At 66.4% G+C, this 15,918-nt stretch carries 17 protein-coding genes; 12 read left to right on the forward strand and 5 right to left on the reverse strand.

What is annotated here, in order from left to right:
* Nucleotides 1-41: 41 nt before the first annotated feature.
* Entirely contained in the window at nucleotides 42-530 is a 489-nt protein-coding gene (locus ACYVF5_RS12270) for a hypothetical protein (protein ID WP_460946777.1), read from the forward strand.
* The gene (locus tag ACYVF5_RS12275) at nucleotides 527-1,459 is read left to right on the forward strand and encodes a bifunctional riboflavin kinase/FAD synthetase (protein ID WP_460946778.1); all 933 of its coding nucleotides are present in this window, start codon (nucleotides 527-529) and stop codon (nucleotides 1,457-1,459) included. Before ACYVF5_RS12270 ends, ACYVF5_RS12275 begins: the two co-directional genes overlap by 4 nt.
* 123 nt (nucleotides 1,460-1,582) lie before the next feature.
* Here the strand turns inward: ACYVF5_RS12275 and ACYVF5_RS12280 are convergent, their stop codons facing one another.
* Entirely contained in the window at nucleotides 1,583-2,248 is a 666-nt protein-coding gene (locus ACYVF5_RS12280) for a maleylpyruvate isomerase family mycothiol-dependent enzyme (RefSeq protein WP_460946780.1), read from the reverse strand.
* A gap of 308 nt (nucleotides 2,249-2,556) precedes the next feature.
* On the opposite strand from ACYVF5_RS12280, the gene ACYVF5_RS12285 reads away from it, so the two are divergent.
* From ACYVF5_RS12285 to ACYVF5_RS12310, 6 genes are all read left to right on the forward strand, one after another.
* On the forward strand, nucleotides 2,557-3,531 hold the full coding sequence (locus tag ACYVF5_RS12285; RefSeq protein WP_460946782.1) for a sugar-binding transcriptional regulator: 975 nt from the start codon (nucleotides 2,557-2,559) through the stop codon (nucleotides 3,529-3,531).
* Between the two features lie 58 nt (nucleotides 3,532-3,589).
* Nucleotides 3,590-4,615 (forward strand): deoxyribose-phosphate aldolase, encoded by a 1,026-nt coding sequence (gene deoC, locus ACYVF5_RS12290; protein ID WP_460946784.1) that lies wholly within the window; start codon nucleotides 3,590-3,592, stop codon nucleotides 4,613-4,615.
* 59 nt (nucleotides 4,616-4,674) lie between these two features.
* Complete coding sequence (locus tag ACYVF5_RS12295) at nucleotides 4,675-6,234, forward strand: aldehyde dehydrogenase family protein (protein ID WP_460946786.1); 1,560 nt, start codon at nucleotides 4,675-4,677, stop codon at nucleotides 6,232-6,234.
* On the forward strand, nucleotides 6,231-7,094 hold the full coding sequence (locus ACYVF5_RS12300; protein WP_460946788.1) for an aldehyde dehydrogenase family protein: 864 nt from the start codon (nucleotides 6,231-6,233) through the stop codon (nucleotides 7,092-7,094). Before ACYVF5_RS12295 ends, ACYVF5_RS12300 begins: the two co-directional genes overlap by 4 nt.
* Nucleotides 7,095-7,304: 210 nt before the next feature.
* The gene (locus tag ACYVF5_RS12305; RefSeq protein ID WP_460946790.1) at nucleotides 7,305-8,726 is read left to right on the forward strand and encodes an FAD-dependent monooxygenase; all 1,422 of its coding nucleotides are present in this window, start codon (nucleotides 7,305-7,307) and stop codon (nucleotides 8,724-8,726) included.
* On the forward strand, nucleotides 8,726-8,854 hold the full coding sequence (locus ACYVF5_RS12310; RefSeq protein ID WP_460946792.1) for a hypothetical protein: 129 nt from the start codon (nucleotides 8,726-8,728) through the stop codon (nucleotides 8,852-8,854). The genes ACYVF5_RS12305 and ACYVF5_RS12310 overlap by 1 nt, the downstream gene beginning before the upstream one ends.
* A gap of 61 nt (nucleotides 8,855-8,915) precedes the next feature.
* On the opposite strand, the gene ACYVF5_RS12315 is transcribed toward ACYVF5_RS12310, so the two are convergent.
* On the reverse strand, nucleotides 8,916-9,710 hold the full coding sequence (locus ACYVF5_RS12315; RefSeq protein WP_460946794.1) for an ABC transporter permease: 795 nt from the start codon (nucleotides 9,708-9,710) through the stop codon (nucleotides 8,916-8,918).
* The gene (locus ACYVF5_RS12320) at nucleotides 9,707-10,732 is read right to left on the reverse strand and encodes an ATP-binding cassette domain-containing protein (RefSeq protein ID WP_460946796.1); all 1,026 of its coding nucleotides are present in this window, start codon (nucleotides 10,730-10,732) and stop codon (nucleotides 9,707-9,709) included. The genes ACYVF5_RS12315 and ACYVF5_RS12320 overlap by 4 nt, the downstream gene beginning before the upstream one ends.
* Nucleotides 10,733-10,793: 61 nt before the next feature.
* Between ACYVF5_RS12320 and ACYVF5_RS12325 the strand changes: the two genes are divergently transcribed.
* From ACYVF5_RS12325 to ACYVF5_RS12340, 4 genes are all read left to right on the forward strand, one after another.
* Entirely contained in the window at nucleotides 10,794-11,768 is a 975-nt protein-coding gene (locus tag ACYVF5_RS12325) for a helix-turn-helix transcriptional regulator (RefSeq protein WP_460946798.1), read from the forward strand.
* A 50-nt stretch (nucleotides 11,769-11,818) separates the two neighbouring features.
* Nucleotides 11,819-12,031, forward strand: coding sequence for a hypothetical protein (locus ACYVF5_RS12330; protein WP_460946800.1), 213 nt, complete (start codon nucleotides 11,819-11,821; stop codon nucleotides 12,029-12,031).
* A gap of 539 nt (nucleotides 12,032-12,570) precedes the next feature.
* The gene (locus ACYVF5_RS12335) at nucleotides 12,571-14,727 is read left to right on the forward strand and encodes a DEAD/DEAH box helicase (RefSeq protein ID WP_460946802.1); all 2,157 of its coding nucleotides are present in this window, start codon (nucleotides 12,571-12,573) and stop codon (nucleotides 14,725-14,727) included.
* A gap of 2 nt (nucleotides 14,728-14,729) precedes the next feature.
* Complete coding sequence (locus ACYVF5_RS12340; RefSeq protein ID WP_460946804.1) at nucleotides 14,730-15,128, forward strand: DUF6804 family protein; 399 nt, start codon at nucleotides 14,730-14,732, stop codon at nucleotides 15,126-15,128.
* A gap of 56 nt (nucleotides 15,129-15,184) precedes the next feature.
* On the opposite strand, the gene ACYVF5_RS12345 is transcribed toward ACYVF5_RS12340, so the two are convergent.
* Nucleotides 15,185-15,505: a hypothetical protein gene (locus ACYVF5_RS12345; protein WP_460946806.1), complete on the reverse strand. Its 321-nt coding sequence runs from the start codon at nucleotides 15,503-15,505 to the stop codon at nucleotides 15,185-15,187.
* A gap of 104 nt (nucleotides 15,506-15,609) precedes the next feature.
* Nucleotides 15,610-15,867, reverse strand: coding sequence for a mycoredoxin (locus ACYVF5_RS12350; protein ID WP_460946808.1), 258 nt, complete (start codon nucleotides 15,865-15,867; stop codon nucleotides 15,610-15,612).
* Nucleotides 15,868-15,918 lie beyond the last annotated feature (51 nt).

The following is a 15,918-nucleotide window of genomic DNA, read 5'->3' on the forward strand; positions in this document are numbered from 1 at the left end:
GGCACGCATCGCGCATGCGGCGTCCCTAGAATTGGTGTGACATGACGAACGAGAAGACTCAACACAACACCACCGCTTCCTCAGAGCGACCGGTGATGATCGCCGGCCTCGGGCGCCTGCTTGTCGTCGTCTACGGCATCCTCGCCCTCGCCGCGACGGGACGCTCGTTCTCGCAGATCGCCACGCACTTCGATGATGCGCCTGTCGCATACCTGCTCTCGGCACTGGCCGCGGTCGTCTACATCGTGGCGACGGTCGCGCTCGTCAGGCGCACGCCCGGATGGTATCGCCTGGCCTGGGCGACCATCGTCTTCGAGTTTCTCGGGGTCATCGCGATCGGCACGGTCAGCCTCGTCGACCCCGCGCTCTTTCCGGACGACACCGTCTGGTCGTTCTACGGCCGGGGCTACCTGTTCATCCCCCTTGTCCTCCCGCTCCTCGGGATGTGGTGGCTTGCGCGCCATCGGCCGGTTCGTCCGGGGTCGGCGGGCACAGACGCACAGGTCCGCGGCGGCGGAACCGGCGTATGAGAGTCTTCACCCGCCTCGAGTCGGTGCCGGCGGACTTCTCGGAGTCCGCGGTGACCATCGGCAAGTTCGACGGTGTGCACGCCGGGCATCGAGCAGTCATCGCACGGTTGCGAGAGGTCGCGGCGGAGCGGGGGCTCGAGAGCGTCGTCGTCACCTTCGATCGGCATCCGCTCGCGCTGTTCGCCCCCGAGAAGGCTCCGCAGAGCCTTGTCGGCACCGACCAGAAGCTCGACCTGCTGGCCGAGACCGGCATCGACGCCACTGTGATGCTCCCATTCGACGAGCGGCTGTCACATCTCACGCCTGAGCAGTTCGTCAGGAGTGTGCTCGTCGACGCGCTGCACACTCGCGCCGTTCTTGTGGGGGGCGACTTCAGATTCGGGCACAAGGGCGCCGGGACCGTTGAGACGCTCAGGCAGCTCGGCGAGACCCACGGTTTCGTCGTCGAGACGATCGCGGATGTCGTGCCGCGCGACCTCAGGCGTGCGTCGTCCACGTGGATCCGCGGCCTTCTCGCAGAGGGGCGGATCGAAGAGGCCGCAGAGCTGCTCGGGCGCGAGCCGACAGTCCGCGGTGTTGTTGTGCACGGGGCCAAACGGGGCCGCGAACTCGGGTTTCCGACCGCGAACCTGTCCGCGCAGGCGCACGGGTTCATACCTGCCGACGGTGTCTATGCAGGGTGGCTGCGCGCGGGGGACACGACCTACCCTGCAGCGATCTCTGTCGGCAACAACCCGACATTCGACGGAGTGGCGCAGAAACAGGTGGAGGCGTACGTTCTCGACCGCACCAACCTCGATTTGTACGGTCAGGTCGTCGATGTGCGCTTTGTCACGCGCATCAGGGGAATGGTCGCGTTCACGGGCATCGAGCCGCTCATCGCCCAGATGACAGACGATGTTGAGCGTGTGCGCGAGATCCTCGGGTGAGTTGCCCAGGCCATCTGCCCGGCCCGCGCTGATACCGGGGTCTGTTCGGTGAGTCGCGGATATCTGCTGCTCCACCCGGGGTTCTGCAACAGAATCCCGCAACTCACCGACGGCGCGAGAGTGTTATGCGGGCCGCGGTGCGGGAAGAGGGGCATCGAGGCCAGAACGCAGGCGTTGTGGATCGATAGCCCGTCTCCCATAGATGAAGAGCACGATGCTCGCGGCTGTCGCGATGATCTCCGACCCCTCGCCGATGCTCCAGCCGGCGTCGGCCGCGACGAGCTGTCGGTTCGCGAGCACGGTCCTCACCCTGAGGGGAGCGATCCTCGCGCCCGCTCGTGCCACCCGTTCCGTGGTCTCGTGCGCGAAGAGAATCGCCTTGTCGCACGGTTGCGCCGCGTCGTAGCCGTGCACAACAACCTCGGCGAGTTCTCCCGTTCCCGTGCGGCCGAGCCCTCGAGCCTTCTGCGTCGCGATGAACCTGATCTGCCTGCGCAGTTCGTCGGGCGAACGGGCATCGGCCAGCGACCTGGCGATGTCATCCATGGACCGCATCGGGTTGAGGTGCCGACCGGCAACGGATGCCTTCACCAGACTGCTCGCGAAGGCCCGGTTCGAGCTGCCCACACGCCAGGTGAGGTGCGCGACCACGTCTTTCACGCTCCAGCCCTCACACAGGCTCGGTGAAGCCCACTGCTGCGACGTGAGCGTGTCGAGGGTGTCTGCAACGGCGAAGAGCGTGTCTGCGAGACGCTGCGAGCGGTCGTCCTTCGCACCGGGTGCTGGCATGGCACCAGCCTACGCTCAGTGTGCCGACGAGAACCATCTGCAGAACCGAGCGCTACACGATTTGTGACGCGCGCTCCTACTTCGGATAGCGCGTCACAAGAGGTGTAGCGCAAAGAAGGGCGGGCTGAGCGAGGTCGAGCGACGTGCTCGGGGCGATGATCGTCTGCCGCTGGTCTTGCGACCGGCACGGGCATCGCCGGCGCTGTCGCTGGCGCAGCAGGTGAGCATCCCCTTCGCCATGCGTGCTCTTATGAGCAGAGACCGCAACAGGTGTTGTTCTGCGGGCGTGATCGACTTAGGCTTGGCGGGTGAGTGGGTCCGCCGTGCAACCAGCCGACAGCGATGAGCTGTTGTCGATCCGCGCCGCAGAGCTCTATTACGACGAAGACAAGACGCAAGACGAGATCGGCCGGATCCTGGGCCTCACGCGGTGGAAGGTCGGCCGACTGCTGGCATCGGCGAAAGACAAGGGCTTCATCCGCATCGAGATCGTGCACCCCCGCGCGCGCAAGCTCACACTCGAACGTGAGCTTCGCGAGCGATTCGACATAGCGGATGCCGTTGTGGTCCCTCTCGCGGGCGCCTCGAGATCGGATGACGTGCGTGATCGCGCAGCGCAGGCCGCTGCCGACTACCTGGCGAGCCTCAGGCCGGTGCCGCGGACGCTCGGCATCAGCTGGGGCCGCACCCTTCACGACGTCGCCCAGCACCTCGGCGGCGGGTGGGCGACAGGTGTGAACGTCGTGCAGATCAACGGCGGAGTGAGTGTCAACCAGCGCGCGGGCACGGCAGCGGCGACCGCCGTCGAGATCGCCAGGAAGGCATCCGGTCAGGCGACGCTGCTGCCCAGCCCGGCGATCCTCGAGCTGGTCGAGACAAAGGAAAGCATCGAAGCCGATCGCACAGTCGCGTCGGTGCTCGCCATGGCAACTGCCGCATCTGCCTATCTCTACAGCGCGGGCGTCGCCGGCCACGATTCGGCGTTGGTCGAGAGCGGCTACCTCACGACCGCCGACATCGATGAGCTCGTGAGGAGAGGGGCCGTCGGCGATGTCATCGGGCGCTACATCGGCGCCGACGGCATGATCGTGAGTCCTTCTCTCGATGAGCGCACCCTCGGCATCCCGCTCGATGTCGTCCGCGATGCGCAGACGGCGATCGCCGTCATCGCGGGTGCGGGCAAGCAAGGGATCGCGCGGGCTGTCGTCACCAGCGGCCTGTGCACCGTTCTGATCACCGACGAGGCGATCGCGCTTGATCTGCTCGACAGACGTCGACCGTGACCGCCCACAACAACACGAACCCGATTTCCGCTATGCAGCAGCACACAGTGAGGACACCATGACCGATTCGACAGCGACGGGCACATCGCGGCTGGCCCTGCCGAGACCCGCGGCCATCGAACTGATCGACGGTCCGATCACCGACGCGAGCCTGAGACGCTACCTCGACGGCATACCTGGTGTGGATGCCGTTGGGCTCGAGCAGCGCGCGGCCTCGCTGGCGACACGGTCGATCAAGACCACGAGCAAGCGCAAGGCGCTCGACAAGGTCATCGAACTGATCGACCTCACCACACTCGAGGGCGCGGACACACCCGGCAAGGTCAGGTCGCTCGCCGCGAAGGCGCTCACGCCGGACGCCACTGATCCGAGCACACCGCGCGTCGCGGCCGTCTGCGTGTACGGCGACATGGTTCCATATGCCGTCGAGGCGCTCGGCACCGCTCACTCGGCCGGAACGGACACCGGGATCAACGTCGCCGCGGTGGCGACCGCTTTCCCCTCAGGGCGCGCGTCGCTCGCCGTCAAACTGGCAGACACCTCTGACGCCGTGGACGCCGGCGCAGACGAGATCGACATGGTCATCGACCGCGGTGCTTTTCTCTCGGGGCGCTACGGACAGGTCTACGACGAGATCGTCGCCGTCAAAGAGGCGTGCAGGCGCGGCGACGGCACGTACGCGCATCTCAAGGTGATTCTCGAGACCGGCGAGCTGAACACCTACGACAACGTCAGGCGTGCCTCGTGGCTGGCCATTCTCGCCGGCGGTGACTTCATCAAGACCTCCACAGGAAAGGTCTCTCCGGCGGCCACACTTCCGGTGACCCTGCTGATGCTCGAGGTGGTCCGCGACTGGCACCGCCTCACGGGCGAGAAGGTCGGCGTGAAGCCGGCAGGTGGCATCCGCACGTCCAAAGACGCCATCGGCTATCTCGTGACGGTCGCCGAGACCGTCGGCGAAGAATGGCTGCAGCCGCACCTGTTCCGCTTCGGCGCCTCGAGCCTGCTCAACGACGTGCTTCTGCAGCGCCAGAGGATGACGAGCGGCCACTACTCGGGCGCGGCCTACGTGACCATCGACTGAACTCTTGTGGCCACTGCCCGACGTCCATCCCACGCACCCATCAACGATCGGTTTTCTCCATGAGTTTTCTCGAATACGCCCCGGCACCCGAGTCGAAGGCCATCCTCGATCTCAAAAGCGATTACGGGCTTTTCATCGGTGGTGAGTTCGTCGAAGGATCCGGCACCCCGTTCCAGACCATCTCGCCCGCGACAGAAGAGCGGATAGCGACCATCGCAACGGCGTCGGACGCCGATGTCGACAGGGCTGTGGCGGCAGCCAGGGCCGCGTACGACGGCGTCTGGTCGAGACTCAGCGGGTCGGATCGCGGCAAGTACCTGTTCCGCATCGCGCGGCTCGTGCAGGAGCGCTCGAGGGAGCTCGCCGTCGCAGAGAGCCTCGACAACGGCAAGCCCATCACAGAGAGCAGGGATGTCGACGTTCCCCTCGTCGCCGCCTGGTTCTTCTATTACGCGGGCTGGGCGGACAAACTCGACCACGCGGGGCTCGGCCCCGCTCCGAGCGCCCTCGGCGTCGCCGGTCAGGTGATCCCCTGGAACTTTCCGCTGCTGATGCTCGCCTGGAAGATCGCCCCGGCGCTCGCCGCGGGCAACACAGTTGTGCTGAAGCCGGCCGAGACGACGCCGCTGACAGCTCTGCTGTTCGCCGAGATCGTGCAGCAGGCCGACCTGCCCGCGGGCGTTGTGAACATCGTGACCGGCGCAGGCGCGACCGGCCAGGCGCTCGTCAGGCACCAGGATGTCAACAAGGTCGCGTTCACCGGATCGACTGCGGTCGGCCGTGAGATCGCCAAATCCGTCGCAGGCACGGACAAGCGGCTCACCCTCGAACTCGGCGGCAAGGCGGCGAACATCGTCTTCGACGATGCGCCCATCGATCAGGCGATCGAGGGCATCGTCAACGGCATCTTCTTCAACCAGGGCCATGTCTGCTGCGCGGGCTCACGTCTGCTCGTGCAGGAGAACATCCACGACGAGGTGGTCGACAGGCTCAAACAGCGCCTGCAGACCCTGCGCGTCGGCGACCCGCTTGACAAGAACACAGACATCGGCGCCATCAACTCCGCCGCTCAGCTCGAGCGCATCCGCACACTGAGCGACGTCGGCGTGACAGAGGGCGCCGAGCGCTGGAGCCCGGACTGCGAGCTGCCCCAGAACGGCTTCTGGTTCGCGCCGACCATTTTCACGGGTGTGTCCACAAGCCACCGCATCGCCCGCGAAGAGATCTTTGGTCCGGTGCTGAGCGTGCTGACCTTCCGCACACCGGCTGAGGCGATCGCGAAGGCGAACAACACCCCGTACGGACTGTCGGCGGGGATCTGGAGCGAGAAGGGCAGCAGGATCCTCGCCGTGGCCGACAAACTGCGAGCGGGTGTGGTGTGGGCGAACACGTTCAACCGTTTCGATCCCGCGAGCCCGTTCGGCGGCTACAAGGAGTCAGGCTACGGGCGCGAGGGCGGCCGCAGCGGACTGACGGCCTACCTGAAGCCGGCTGGCCAGGCTGCCGCTCTGACACGCTCCGAAACGGCGCAGGCGACCCCTGCCGTGTCGTCCTCGAAGCGGGAAGAAGCCCAGAAGAAGCCGGCGAAACGCACGCGTACCAAGGGGGTGCCGGCATGAGCCGTCTGTCCGTTCCGAAGACATACAAGCTCTACATCGGCGGAGCCTTCCCCCGTTCCGAATCCGGCCGCACCTTCGACGTGGTCAGCGCGGGCGGGGATTTTCTCGCCAATGCGGCGAAGGCGTCTCGAAAGGATGCCCGAAACGCGGTTGTCGCCGCCAGGTCGGCCGTCTCCGGGTGGTCTGGTGCGACAGCGTACAACCGCGGGCAGGTGCTCTACCGCATCGCCGAGCTGCTCGAGGGGCGACGTGCCCAGTTCATCGATGAGATCGCGTCTGGGGAGGGGGTTTCTGCATCCGTCGCCGCCAGGCAGGTCGACGAGGCCATCGACCTCTGGGTCTGGTATGCAGGCTGGTCGGACAAATACACCCAGGTCGCCGGCAACGCCAACCCGGTCGCCGGCCCGTACTTCAACCTGACGGTGCCGGAGCCGACGGGTGTCGTCGCGATCGTCGCCCCGCAAGGCTCGTCCCTGCTCGGACTTGTGAGTGTTGTCGCCCCCGCCCTCGTCTCAGGCAACGCCGTCGTCGTCATCGCGAGCGAGGCATACCCGCTCTCGGCGATCAGCCTGGCCGAAGTGCTCGCGACGAGTGATGTTCCCGGTGGCGTTGTGAACATCCTCACCGGCTCCGCGGCGGAGATCTCGCCGTGGCTGGCCTCGCACGCAGACGTCAACGCGCTCGACCTCACAGGAGCTGGTGACATCGACTGGGTCGATCTCGAGATCAGCGCGGCAGAGACCCTGAAACGGGTCGTGCGGCCAGAGTCCGGGAGTGCGCGTGCGGCGATGCCGAGCCTCGAGCGCATCCTCGCATTCACCGAGATGAAAACCGTGTGGCACACGAAGAGCCTGCTCTAGGGCGTATTGCTCAGGGTGTGAGGTGCTGGAGCACGGCGTCGGTATGGGATTCGATCCAGCCGCGTGATCACGCACGTTCCCCGGCACAAACAACAAGGGCAAAGAGACTGGAACTCCTTGCCACTATCAGGATATAGCTCACCTGCCCTCTTGCCGCAAGGCCCCCTCAGACAGACAGACTGGTCGTCCGATCCGAACGAGGGAGCTGACATGAGTGACGTGATCGTGGTGGGGGCCGGGCCGACCGGGGTTTGGCTTGCCGCCGAGCTGACGCTGCACGGCGTGGACGCCGTTGTGCTCGAACGCGACCCGGAACCGACGAGGGTTGTGCGCTCGCTCGGCCTGCACGCCCGCAGCATCGAGATGCTCGCTCAACGCGGCATCGCTGACCGCTTCCTCGACGCCGGACAGACGTACCCGCTGGGCGGGCACTTCGCCGGTATCCAGAAGCCCGCGCCCGAGCTGGACACGACGTACCCGTACGTGCTCGGACTACGGCAGACCGAGGTGGAGCGATTGCTGCTCGAGCACGCCGCGGAGCGCGGCATCGAGATCCAGCGCGAGCGGGAGATCGTCGGGCTCAGCCAGGACGACGAGGCCGTCACGGTCGAGCTCGCGGACGGCGAGCGGTTGCGGGCGCGCTACGTCGTGGGGTGCGACGGCGGCCGCAGCACGGTGCGCAAGCTGCTCGGCGTGGAATTCCCCGGCGAGCCGGCCTCGAACGAGTGGCTGCTCGCCGAGTTCGACGTCGACGTGCCGCCGGAGGAGGTCGCGGCCGTTGTGGCCGAGGTGCGCACGACGACCCTTGGGTTCGGAGTCGGTCCCTCCGGGACGGGCACCTTCCGCGGCGTCGTCCCCGCGGAAGGGGTGAGCGACCGGGCGACTCCGCCGACGTTCGAGGAGTTCACAAGACGGGTGCGGTCGGTTGCCGGCACCGACTTCGGCGCGCATTCCCCACGCTGGCTCTCGCGCTTCGGCGACGCCACTCGACTCGCCGAGCGCTATCGCATCGGGCGGGTGCTGCTCGCCGGCGATGCCGCGCACGTCCACCCGCCGCTCGGCGGGCAGGGACTCAACCTCGGCATGCAAGACGCGTTTAATCTCGGTTGGAAGCTCGCCACCGAGGTCGGCGGGTGGGCGCCAGAGGGTCTGCTCGACACCTACGAGACCGAGCGCCGCCCGGTGGCCGCTGGTGTGCTCGACAACACGCGGGCGCAGTCCGAGCTACTGCGGCTCGAGCCGGGCCCGCTCGCGGTGCGCCGCCTGCTCTCCGAGCTCATGGATCTGCCGGGTGTGACCCGGCACCTCATCGAGAAGGTCACCGCCTTGGGCATCCGCTACGACCTCGGCGACGGCGACAACCTGCTTGGTCGCCGGATGCGCGATGTGCGCCTCGAGAACGGCGTGCGTCTCTACGAGCTCATGCACGAGGGGCGGGGACTCCTCCTCGACCAGACCGGGCGTCTCTCGGCAGCGGGTTGGGAAGGGCGCGTCGATCACGTCATCGGGACGAGCGACGAACTCGATGCGGATGCCGTGCTGCTGCGACCGGACGGACACGTCGCGTGGCTGAGCGGCGCGGGCGATGTCCGCGAGCATCTCGCGCGATGGTTCGGAGGCCCGGGAGCGTGATGAGATCAGGCAAGACCGCGCGGAACCACCACACCGTGCTCTGCGCCGCGACAACTCTGCAGCGGTTCAGCAACGCGACCTGGACGCCGGATGCCGTCGATGACGGTATCGGGACCGGCCTGACGTGAGGTCGGTCCCGATACGGCCCTTCGCGGCAGTCCTGAAGCGCAGCCGGGAAACGGCCGGGATTCAGCTGCTGCGCTTGATCGCGCCTATCCCGACGGCAAGCCCGACTGCCGCCAGCACGATCGCCGCGGTGAACCCCGGGAGCACCTCTGTGCTCGCGAAGTCACCCGCGCAGAGGCTGCGGGCAGCGGCGACGACGTGGCTGATCGGGTTGATCGCGGCCGCGACCTGCATCCACTCGGGCCCACGTTCGATCGGGAGCAGCATTCCAGACAGGATCATCAGGGGAAAGATCAGTGCCTGTTGCACGGCCCAGAACATCCAATCCCTGGCGCGGCTGGCGAGGGCGAGCGCATAGCTGAGCGAACCGAATCCCATTCCGAAAATGGCCAGCAGCACCAGGGTGACGAGCAGGCCGGGCACATTGACCGAGAAGCCGAACGGTATCGTCACGAGTGCGATCACTCCGGCCTGGATGACGATGGGGAGCATCTCTTTGAGCGCGCGCCCGATCAGCAGCGCAGATCGCGAGACGGGCGCGACAAGTGTGCGCTCGTGCGAGCCGGTCTGCATCTCGTTGAGCAGGTTCGACCCGGTGGCCGCAGTGCCGAACAGCGCGATCATCACGAGAATACCCGGCACGAACCACGAGAGCGTCTCGGCGGCGCGCCCACCGGAATCGGCGACCAGCAGCGGCCCGAAGAGGCCGAGAAACACAACGGGCTGAAGAAGGCTGAAGATCAGCGAGAACGGATCGCGTGTGAGAGGGCGCACTTCTCGAATGAAGACCGTCCAGGTGTCTCTGACGACACTCGTCGAGCGGGCGGTGGCCTGGCCTGGTGCCTGGATCGTGGTCATGCGGATGCTCCTTCTGTGCTGGCGGATGCTGTCGGTACGGGTTCGGGGGCCGGTATGGTGGCCTCTTCGCGAAGGGTGCGCCCCGTGAGCGCCAGGAACACGTCGTCGAGTGTCGGCTGACGCAGTGTGCTGGTCTGGACGGGCAGCGACGCGGCGTCGAGTTCGCGGAGCACGGTGGGCAGCATCCGGTCACCCTTCTCGACGGTGGCGACGACGGTGGCGCCGTCTGCGGAGACCCTCCGGCCGGCGATGCGGCGTACGATCTCGAGAGCACGCGCCGCGTCGCGGTCGTCAGTGAAGCCGAGGGTCATAACGTCACCGGCCAGGTTCGTCTTGAGGGCCGAAGCCGTGTCGTCCGCGATCATGCGTCCGTGGTCCATCACCATCACGCGCTCCGCGTACTGGTCTGCCTCTTCGAGATAGTGCGTCGTCACGAATATCGTTGTGCCGTGCTCGCGGCGCAGGTCCATGAGGTGATGCCAGAGGTTCGCCCTGCTCTGCGGGTCGAGCCCGGTGGATGGTTCGTCGAGGAAGAGCAGCTCGGGGGAGTGGATGAGACCGAGCGCGATGTCGAGGCGTCGTTTCTGCCCGCCGCTCAGGGTGAGCACGGGTCTTGTGGCGAGGGCCGTGAGGTCGAGGGACTCGATGAGCTCGTCTGCCCGTCGCTCTGCCACGGGGCGACGCATGCCGTAGAAGGCGCCCTGGCTGCGCAGTTCGTCTCGCACGCGGAAGTTGTGGCCCGCGCTGTTGCCCTGGCCGATGTAGCCGATGCGGCGTCTCACCTCTGCGGGCTGGGTGAGGATGTCGAAGCCCGTGACGTGCGCTGTGCCCCTCGTCGGCGGAGTCAAGGTGGTGAGCATCCTCAGGCTCGTCGACTTGCCTGCGCCGTTCGGTCCGAGAAAGGCGACGAGTTCGCCCCGCCCGACATCGAGGCTGAGATCGGTGACGGCCTGTGTTGTGGTCTTCTTCGCGGTGAACTCTTTGGTGAGTCCCCGGGCGCTGATGATCGATTCTGTGGTCATGCACCCAGCCTCGCTTCGATATAGGTCAAAATGTGTCCGCTTGATGCGCGAATATGGAGATATGTCGGAGACAACCTCGAGAGCTCTCGAACTGCTCAACCTTCTGCAGACCCACCGCCACTGGCCAGGTCGGGAGCTCGCGTCTCGGTTGGGAGTCACAGCACGGACATTGCGCCGTGACATCGAGCGGCTGCGTGATCTCGGTTATCGCGTGACGGCGAGCAAGGGAGCCGCCGGCGGCTACCAGCTGGAGGCCGGAGCGGAGCTTCCACCACTGCTCCTGACCGACGACGAAGCAGTCGCGATGGCGATCGGGCTCCGGTCGTTCGCCACGGAGGGAATCGCAGACGGCGAGCAGACGGCGCTCACGGCGCTCGCCAAGCTCGAGAACCTGTTGCCTCCTGAGCTTCGCAGACGGGTGAACGCTCTCGGCGATCACCTCCGGCCGATGCGTCGCGAGGTTCCCAGGGTCGAACCGGATCTTCTTGGGATGCTCGCCCTCGCCTGTCGCGACCGTGAACGCATCCGCTTTCACTATGTGGCGCGTGATGGCGCTGAGACCGATCGCCTGATCGAGCCGTATTCACTCGTCTCATCGGCGCGGTACTGGTTTCTGCTCGCCTGGGACGTCGTGCGTGACGACTGGCGCACGTTCCGCGTCGACCGCATGGGCGGATTCAGGAACACCAGGGTCAGGTTCGAGTCGCGCGAACTTCCTGTGGCAGACGCTGCGGAGTACATTCAGGCGGCGATCGCGAGGCTCGGTCCCGTGCGCCAGAGCGCCGACGTCGTGATGCGGGTGCCGCTCGACGAGATGCTCGAGCGATTCGGCCCGTGGGCGAATGGTGCGACGGCGGACAGTGAGACGACGACGAGATGGCCGATCTCTGGCGAGGGCTTCGAGGCGATGATCGGTGCGCTGGCCTGGATCGAGCCCGGCGTCGAGTACACGATCGAGGGGAACACGGAGTTCGCGGCGTTCGTGCGCGAGTTCGCCGGGCGTGCGTCCCGCGCGGGCGGTGGCGGTTCTGACTGACCTCCTCACGCATTTTCACCTCGTCCGGACGTTTTCACCGGTTATACGCGATGAAAACGACCGAAGTGGGTGAGATCGCGAGAACCACGCACGTCACGACGGAACCGTTCGCGGCGTCCGACGGCGTCGAGGCGGCCGTCAACCTGGCCACAGAGAAGGCCCACGTCGAGTACACGGGGAAGGTCACCGTCGACGACCTCGTGCGGGCCGTCGCGGCCGCGGGATACACGGCTGCCGTCGAGGCACCCAAGCGGATGCCCTGATCGCATCGGCGAAGAGACCCGGCGGCCTACTCAATCCGATGATCGCGGGTGCGGCGATGGCGTTCTCGAGTGTGTTCGTTGTGCTCAACAGCCTGCGCCTGCGGCGGTTCCGGGCGGCCCGCTGAGGCACAGGCCGAGCACTCGTCACCCCGATTTGGGCGGCATCCAGGATCATCAGTCGCCGAGGGTCTGGGTGACTCACCAAACCCGCTCGCCTATAGAGCTCATGGGCATCGAGCGTTGCAGAGTATGCGCTTGCGGTCCATCGGCTCGAGTGCATCCACAACAGCCTGCGCACGTCTCAGCCCGAGCCTGAGGCGCGGGAGCCGGGTTCGAGAGGAACCTCTTTTGCCCTTGCGGTGCCCGTCAGGGCCTTCGTGACATAGAATGTATGTGCGCTCGCCGCTTGCGGAGCGGCCTCGACGGTTTCTCGACGACCTCGATTCGGCCCTCTGTGTTTCGCATTCAGCGCGGCGCGCCGAGAGCCGCCCGCGCGCGGTCTTCGACCGCACTGGTATTTTCAATTGCTCAGGAGGAGCATGCCGCACACCGGCCAACGCCGTTCTTCGGGTCGTTCAGGCACACGAACGTCGTCATCGCGCCATGATGACGAAGCACCCATCATCCCCATCCTCGCCCGCAAGGTGCGCGAGGTCGAGGCCAAGGCCCAGAAGGGCAAGGTCGGCCCGACCAATCGCACCAAGTTCCAGGTCATCGCCTTCCTGGTGCGCGAGGAGCGCGCCAGGGTCAAGGCAGACACCACGCTCAGCGACTCGAGCCGCACCGAGCTGCTGAAACGCCTCGACGGCGTCGCGACGATCCTCGCCAAGACCGCGGCGCGCGACACCTCGCTCATCACGCTTCTCGAGGCCGACGCCGCCACGAGCCCGGTGGCGCAGCGGATGCGCAGGGACTGGCTGCTCGAATCGGGTGCGGAACTGAGCGCAGACGAGCTCATCATCACCACAACGAAACCTCAGGCGGAGCCGGTGGTTCCCGCCGAGCTGGCCCAGCGGCAGGTCGTGCCGCAGTCGGTCAGGTCCAAGCTTCTCGCGAATCCCTTTCTCGCTCCAGACATCGATCGTCCTGCCCCGAACGGCTCGGGACGGGGCCGGCTCGCCAACTGGGAGCTCATGAGCCCCCTCTACAAGGCCTTCGAGCAGGGTGCGGGAGGCGGCGCCGCCTCCATGGACCTGCCAGAGGCGCCGAAGATCGACAGGCTCTCGCCGAAGAACCTCGAGATCATGAGGCACCAGGCCCGTTTTCTCGAGAGTGTCAGGCTCGGGCATCGCACCTTCCTGCTCGCGGACGAGCCCGGTCTCGGAAAAACCGCCCAGTCCGTTCTCGCCGCATCGGTGGCGAATGCCTATCCGATGCTCGCCGTTGTGCCCAACGTCGTCAAGATGAACTGGGCGAGAGAGGTCGAACGGTGGACGCCGCAGCGTCGGGCGACGGTCATCCACGGCGACGGTCAGGACGTCGACGCGTTCGCTGACGTCATCATCGTCAACTACGAGGTGCTCGACCGCCACCTCTCGTGGCTGTCGACGCTCGGATTCCGATCGATGGTCGTCGACGAGGCGCACTTCATCAAGAACCTCAGCTCCCAGCGTTCGCAGCACGTCCTCTCGCTGTCGCAGCGCATCCGCAGGAACGCGCCGGGCGGAGACCCGCTGCTGATGGCGCTCACCGGTACCCCGCTGATCAACGACGTCGAAGACTTTAATGCCATCTGGCGCTTTCTGGGCTGGGTCGAGGGTGACAAGCCGGCTCCCGCACTGATGGAACGCCTCGAGGCGACGGGTCTCACCCCTGCCGACCACGGGTTCTACCCTGAAGCCAGATCGGCTGTCATCGACATGGGCATCGTCAGGCGCAAAAAGGTCGACGTCGCCAAAGACCTGCCGGACAAGCTCGTCGCAGACCTACCGGTCGAGCTCGACGACGACATCGGGCGCTCCATCCGCGATGCCGAACACGAGCTCGGCCAACGGCTCCTCGCCAAATACCGCCGCATCGTCGACGCACGCGGTGAACGGGCTTCGCTGCAGGGCGAACCGGACCTCGACATCATGCGACTCGTCGCGCAGGGTGAACTCGACGAGTCGAAGGCCACGGGCGGCGCAGAGAACGTGTTCTCGATGGTCAGGCGCATCGGTCAGGCGAAGGCCGGCCTCGCCGCCGACTACACGGCGCAACTGGTCAGGTCCATCGGCAAGGTCGTCTTCTTCGCGAAGCACATCGACGTGATGGATGCCGCGGAGCGCGTTTTCGCCGAACGCGGGCTTCGCACCGTGTCGATTCGCGGCGATCAGACCACCCCCGCTCGTCAGCTCGCGATCGACGCGTTCAACACCGACCCCGGTGTCTCGGTCGCGGTCTGTTCCCTGACGGCCGCGGGCGTCGGGCTCAACCTGCAGGCGGCGTCGAACGTGGTGCTCGCGGAGCTGTCGTGGACGGCGGCCGAGCAGACGCAGGCTATCGACCGCGTGCACCGCATCGGGCAGGCGGAGCCGGTCACCGCATGGCGCATCATCGCCGCTCACACGATCGACACCAAGATCGCAGAGCTCATCGACTCCAAAGAGGGCCTCGCGGCGCGAGCGCTCGACGGAAGCGACCAGCCCGTCACCACGAGCGACTCCGTGCAGCTCAACGCGCTCATCCACCTCCTGCGCGAAGCGCTCGAGGCCTAGACATGGCAACGGCACCGCGTGCAGCAGACAGCAGGCGGGCGGAACCGGGGTTCACGAGGCCTGCGCTCGCCCCCGGTCTGCTCGCCGCGATCGTGCTGTTCATCGGCGCGGCGCTCATCGGCACCGACTGGTTTACCGCCGTGCGTTATGCGGTCGCCATTCTCGCCGCGATCGTCGCGTGGTTCGCCCTCAAGGGGCGGTCGTACTGGTGGCTGATCGTCCTGGTGCCGATCATCGTTCTCTGGAACCCTGTGCTTCCGCTTCCGCTGTCAGGCCCCGGATGGTTCTCGGCGCAGCTGATCGCGCCGATCCTCTTCGTCGCGGCGGGTGTGATGATCACAGTGCCCGTCACACCGCACGATGCCCGCCGCGGCTCGGGTGAGAGACAGCCACGAAGCTGATCGATCGCTGGTGCGGTGCGGGCCTGTTCCGGTGAGGCCGTCGGTGTCATGCGGGGTCAGCCGGGCGATTCCGGTTGGATCTCTTCGGCCTCGGCCGGGGTCTCCGCAGTTGTCGACGGATTCTCTGCAACCTCGCCGCTGCGCTCGCTGCCCTCGTCCGTGACCGTGTCCGGGTGATCGTCGTCGCCTGAGCCGCTCTCAACCTGGGCGGGAGCACCGGCCGGCGCATCTGCCGTCATGTCGGCGTCCTGGGGCACGCTGAAGTCCGAGTACGGGTCGTTGCCGGATTCCCCGTCGCCGCGGTTCACCCGTGTTCCCTGCACGAAGGCGCTGTCCTCTTGCGGATCGTGGTGTCGCTCATCGTCGTGTGCGTTCATGCCACGAGGCTACGCTCGCGGGCGCCGAACAACGAGCCCCTCGGTCGAGGAACGGGGGGTGCAACGGCTCAGCCGGAAAGCGGCCGGACGGGACAAGGTTCTCGTCAGCCCGACAGCCGTTCGCTGACCTCGCGGAGCGACGGGTTCGTCGCGGCAGTGCCGTCGGGAAAAATGACCGTCGGCACCGTCTGGTTGCCGCTGTTCAGGCTGGCGACGAGTTCTGCCGTGCCGGCGACGTCTTCGATGTTGACCTCGGTGTATCCGATGCCCGAAGAGGCCAACTGCGTTTTGAGGCGGGAGCAGTAGCCGCACCACGATGTGGTGAACATCGTGATCGTTCCTTCTGCGGGCAGGTAATCCATGCTGAGAGCCTCATCTTTCCGAACGATGGACCGCTGAGCCGTTGACGGTGC

It is taken from the genome of Okibacterium endophyticum (genome assembly GCF_054780075.1).

Coding starts and splice junctions, on each gene's coding strand:
- ACYVF5_RS12270 (WP_460946777.1), top strand. CDS start 42: ATGACGAACGAGAAGACTCAACACAACACCACCGCTTCCTCAGAGCGA.
- ACYVF5_RS12275 (WP_460946778.1), top strand. CDS start 527: ATGAGAGTCTTCACCCGCCTCGAGTCGGTGCCGGCGGACTTCTCGGAG.
- ACYVF5_RS12280 (WP_460946780.1), bottom strand. CDS start 2,248: ATGCCAGCACCCGGTGCGAAGGACGACCGCTCGCAGCGTCTCGCAGAC.
- deoC (WP_460946784.1), top strand. CDS start 3,590: ATGACCGATTCGACAGCGACGGGCACATCGCGGCTGGCCCTGCCGAGA.
- ACYVF5_RS12295 (WP_460946786.1), top strand. CDS start 4,675: ATGAGTTTTCTCGAATACGCCCCGGCACCCGAGTCGAAGGCCATCCTC.
- ACYVF5_RS12300 (WP_460946788.1), top strand. CDS start 6,231: ATGAGCCGTCTGTCCGTTCCGAAGACATACAAGCTCTACATCGGCGGA.
- ACYVF5_RS12305 (WP_460946790.1), top strand. CDS start 7,305: ATGAGTGACGTGATCGTGGTGGGGGCCGGGCCGACCGGGGTTTGGCTT.
- ACYVF5_RS12310 (WP_460946792.1), top strand. CDS start 8,726: ATGAGATCAGGCAAGACCGCGCGGAACCACCACACCGTGCTCTGCGCC.
- ACYVF5_RS12315 (WP_460946794.1), bottom strand. CDS start 9,710: ATGACCACGATCCAGGCACCAGGCCAGGCCACCGCCCGCTCGACGAGT.
- ACYVF5_RS12320 (WP_460946796.1), bottom strand. CDS start 10,732: ATGACCACAGAATCGATCATCAGCGCCCGGGGACTCACCAAAGAGTTC.
- ACYVF5_RS12325 (WP_460946798.1), top strand. CDS start 10,794: ATGTCGGAGACAACCTCGAGAGCTCTCGAACTGCTCAACCTTCTGCAG.
- ACYVF5_RS12330 (WP_460946800.1), top strand. CDS start 11,819: ATGAAAACGACCGAAGTGGGTGAGATCGCGAGAACCACGCACGTCACG.
- ACYVF5_RS12335 (WP_460946802.1), top strand. CDS start 12,571: ATGCCGCACACCGGCCAACGCCGTTCTTCGGGTCGTTCAGGCACACGA.
- ACYVF5_RS12340 (WP_460946804.1), top strand. CDS start 14,730: ATGGCAACGGCACCGCGTGCAGCAGACAGCAGGCGGGCGGAACCGGGG.
- ACYVF5_RS12345 (WP_460946806.1), bottom strand. CDS start 15,505: ATGAACGCACACGACGATGAGCGACACCACGATCCGCAAGAGGACAGC.
- ACYVF5_RS12350 (WP_460946808.1), bottom strand. CDS start 15,867: ATGGATTACCTGCCCGCAGAAGGAACGATCACGATGTTCACCACATCG.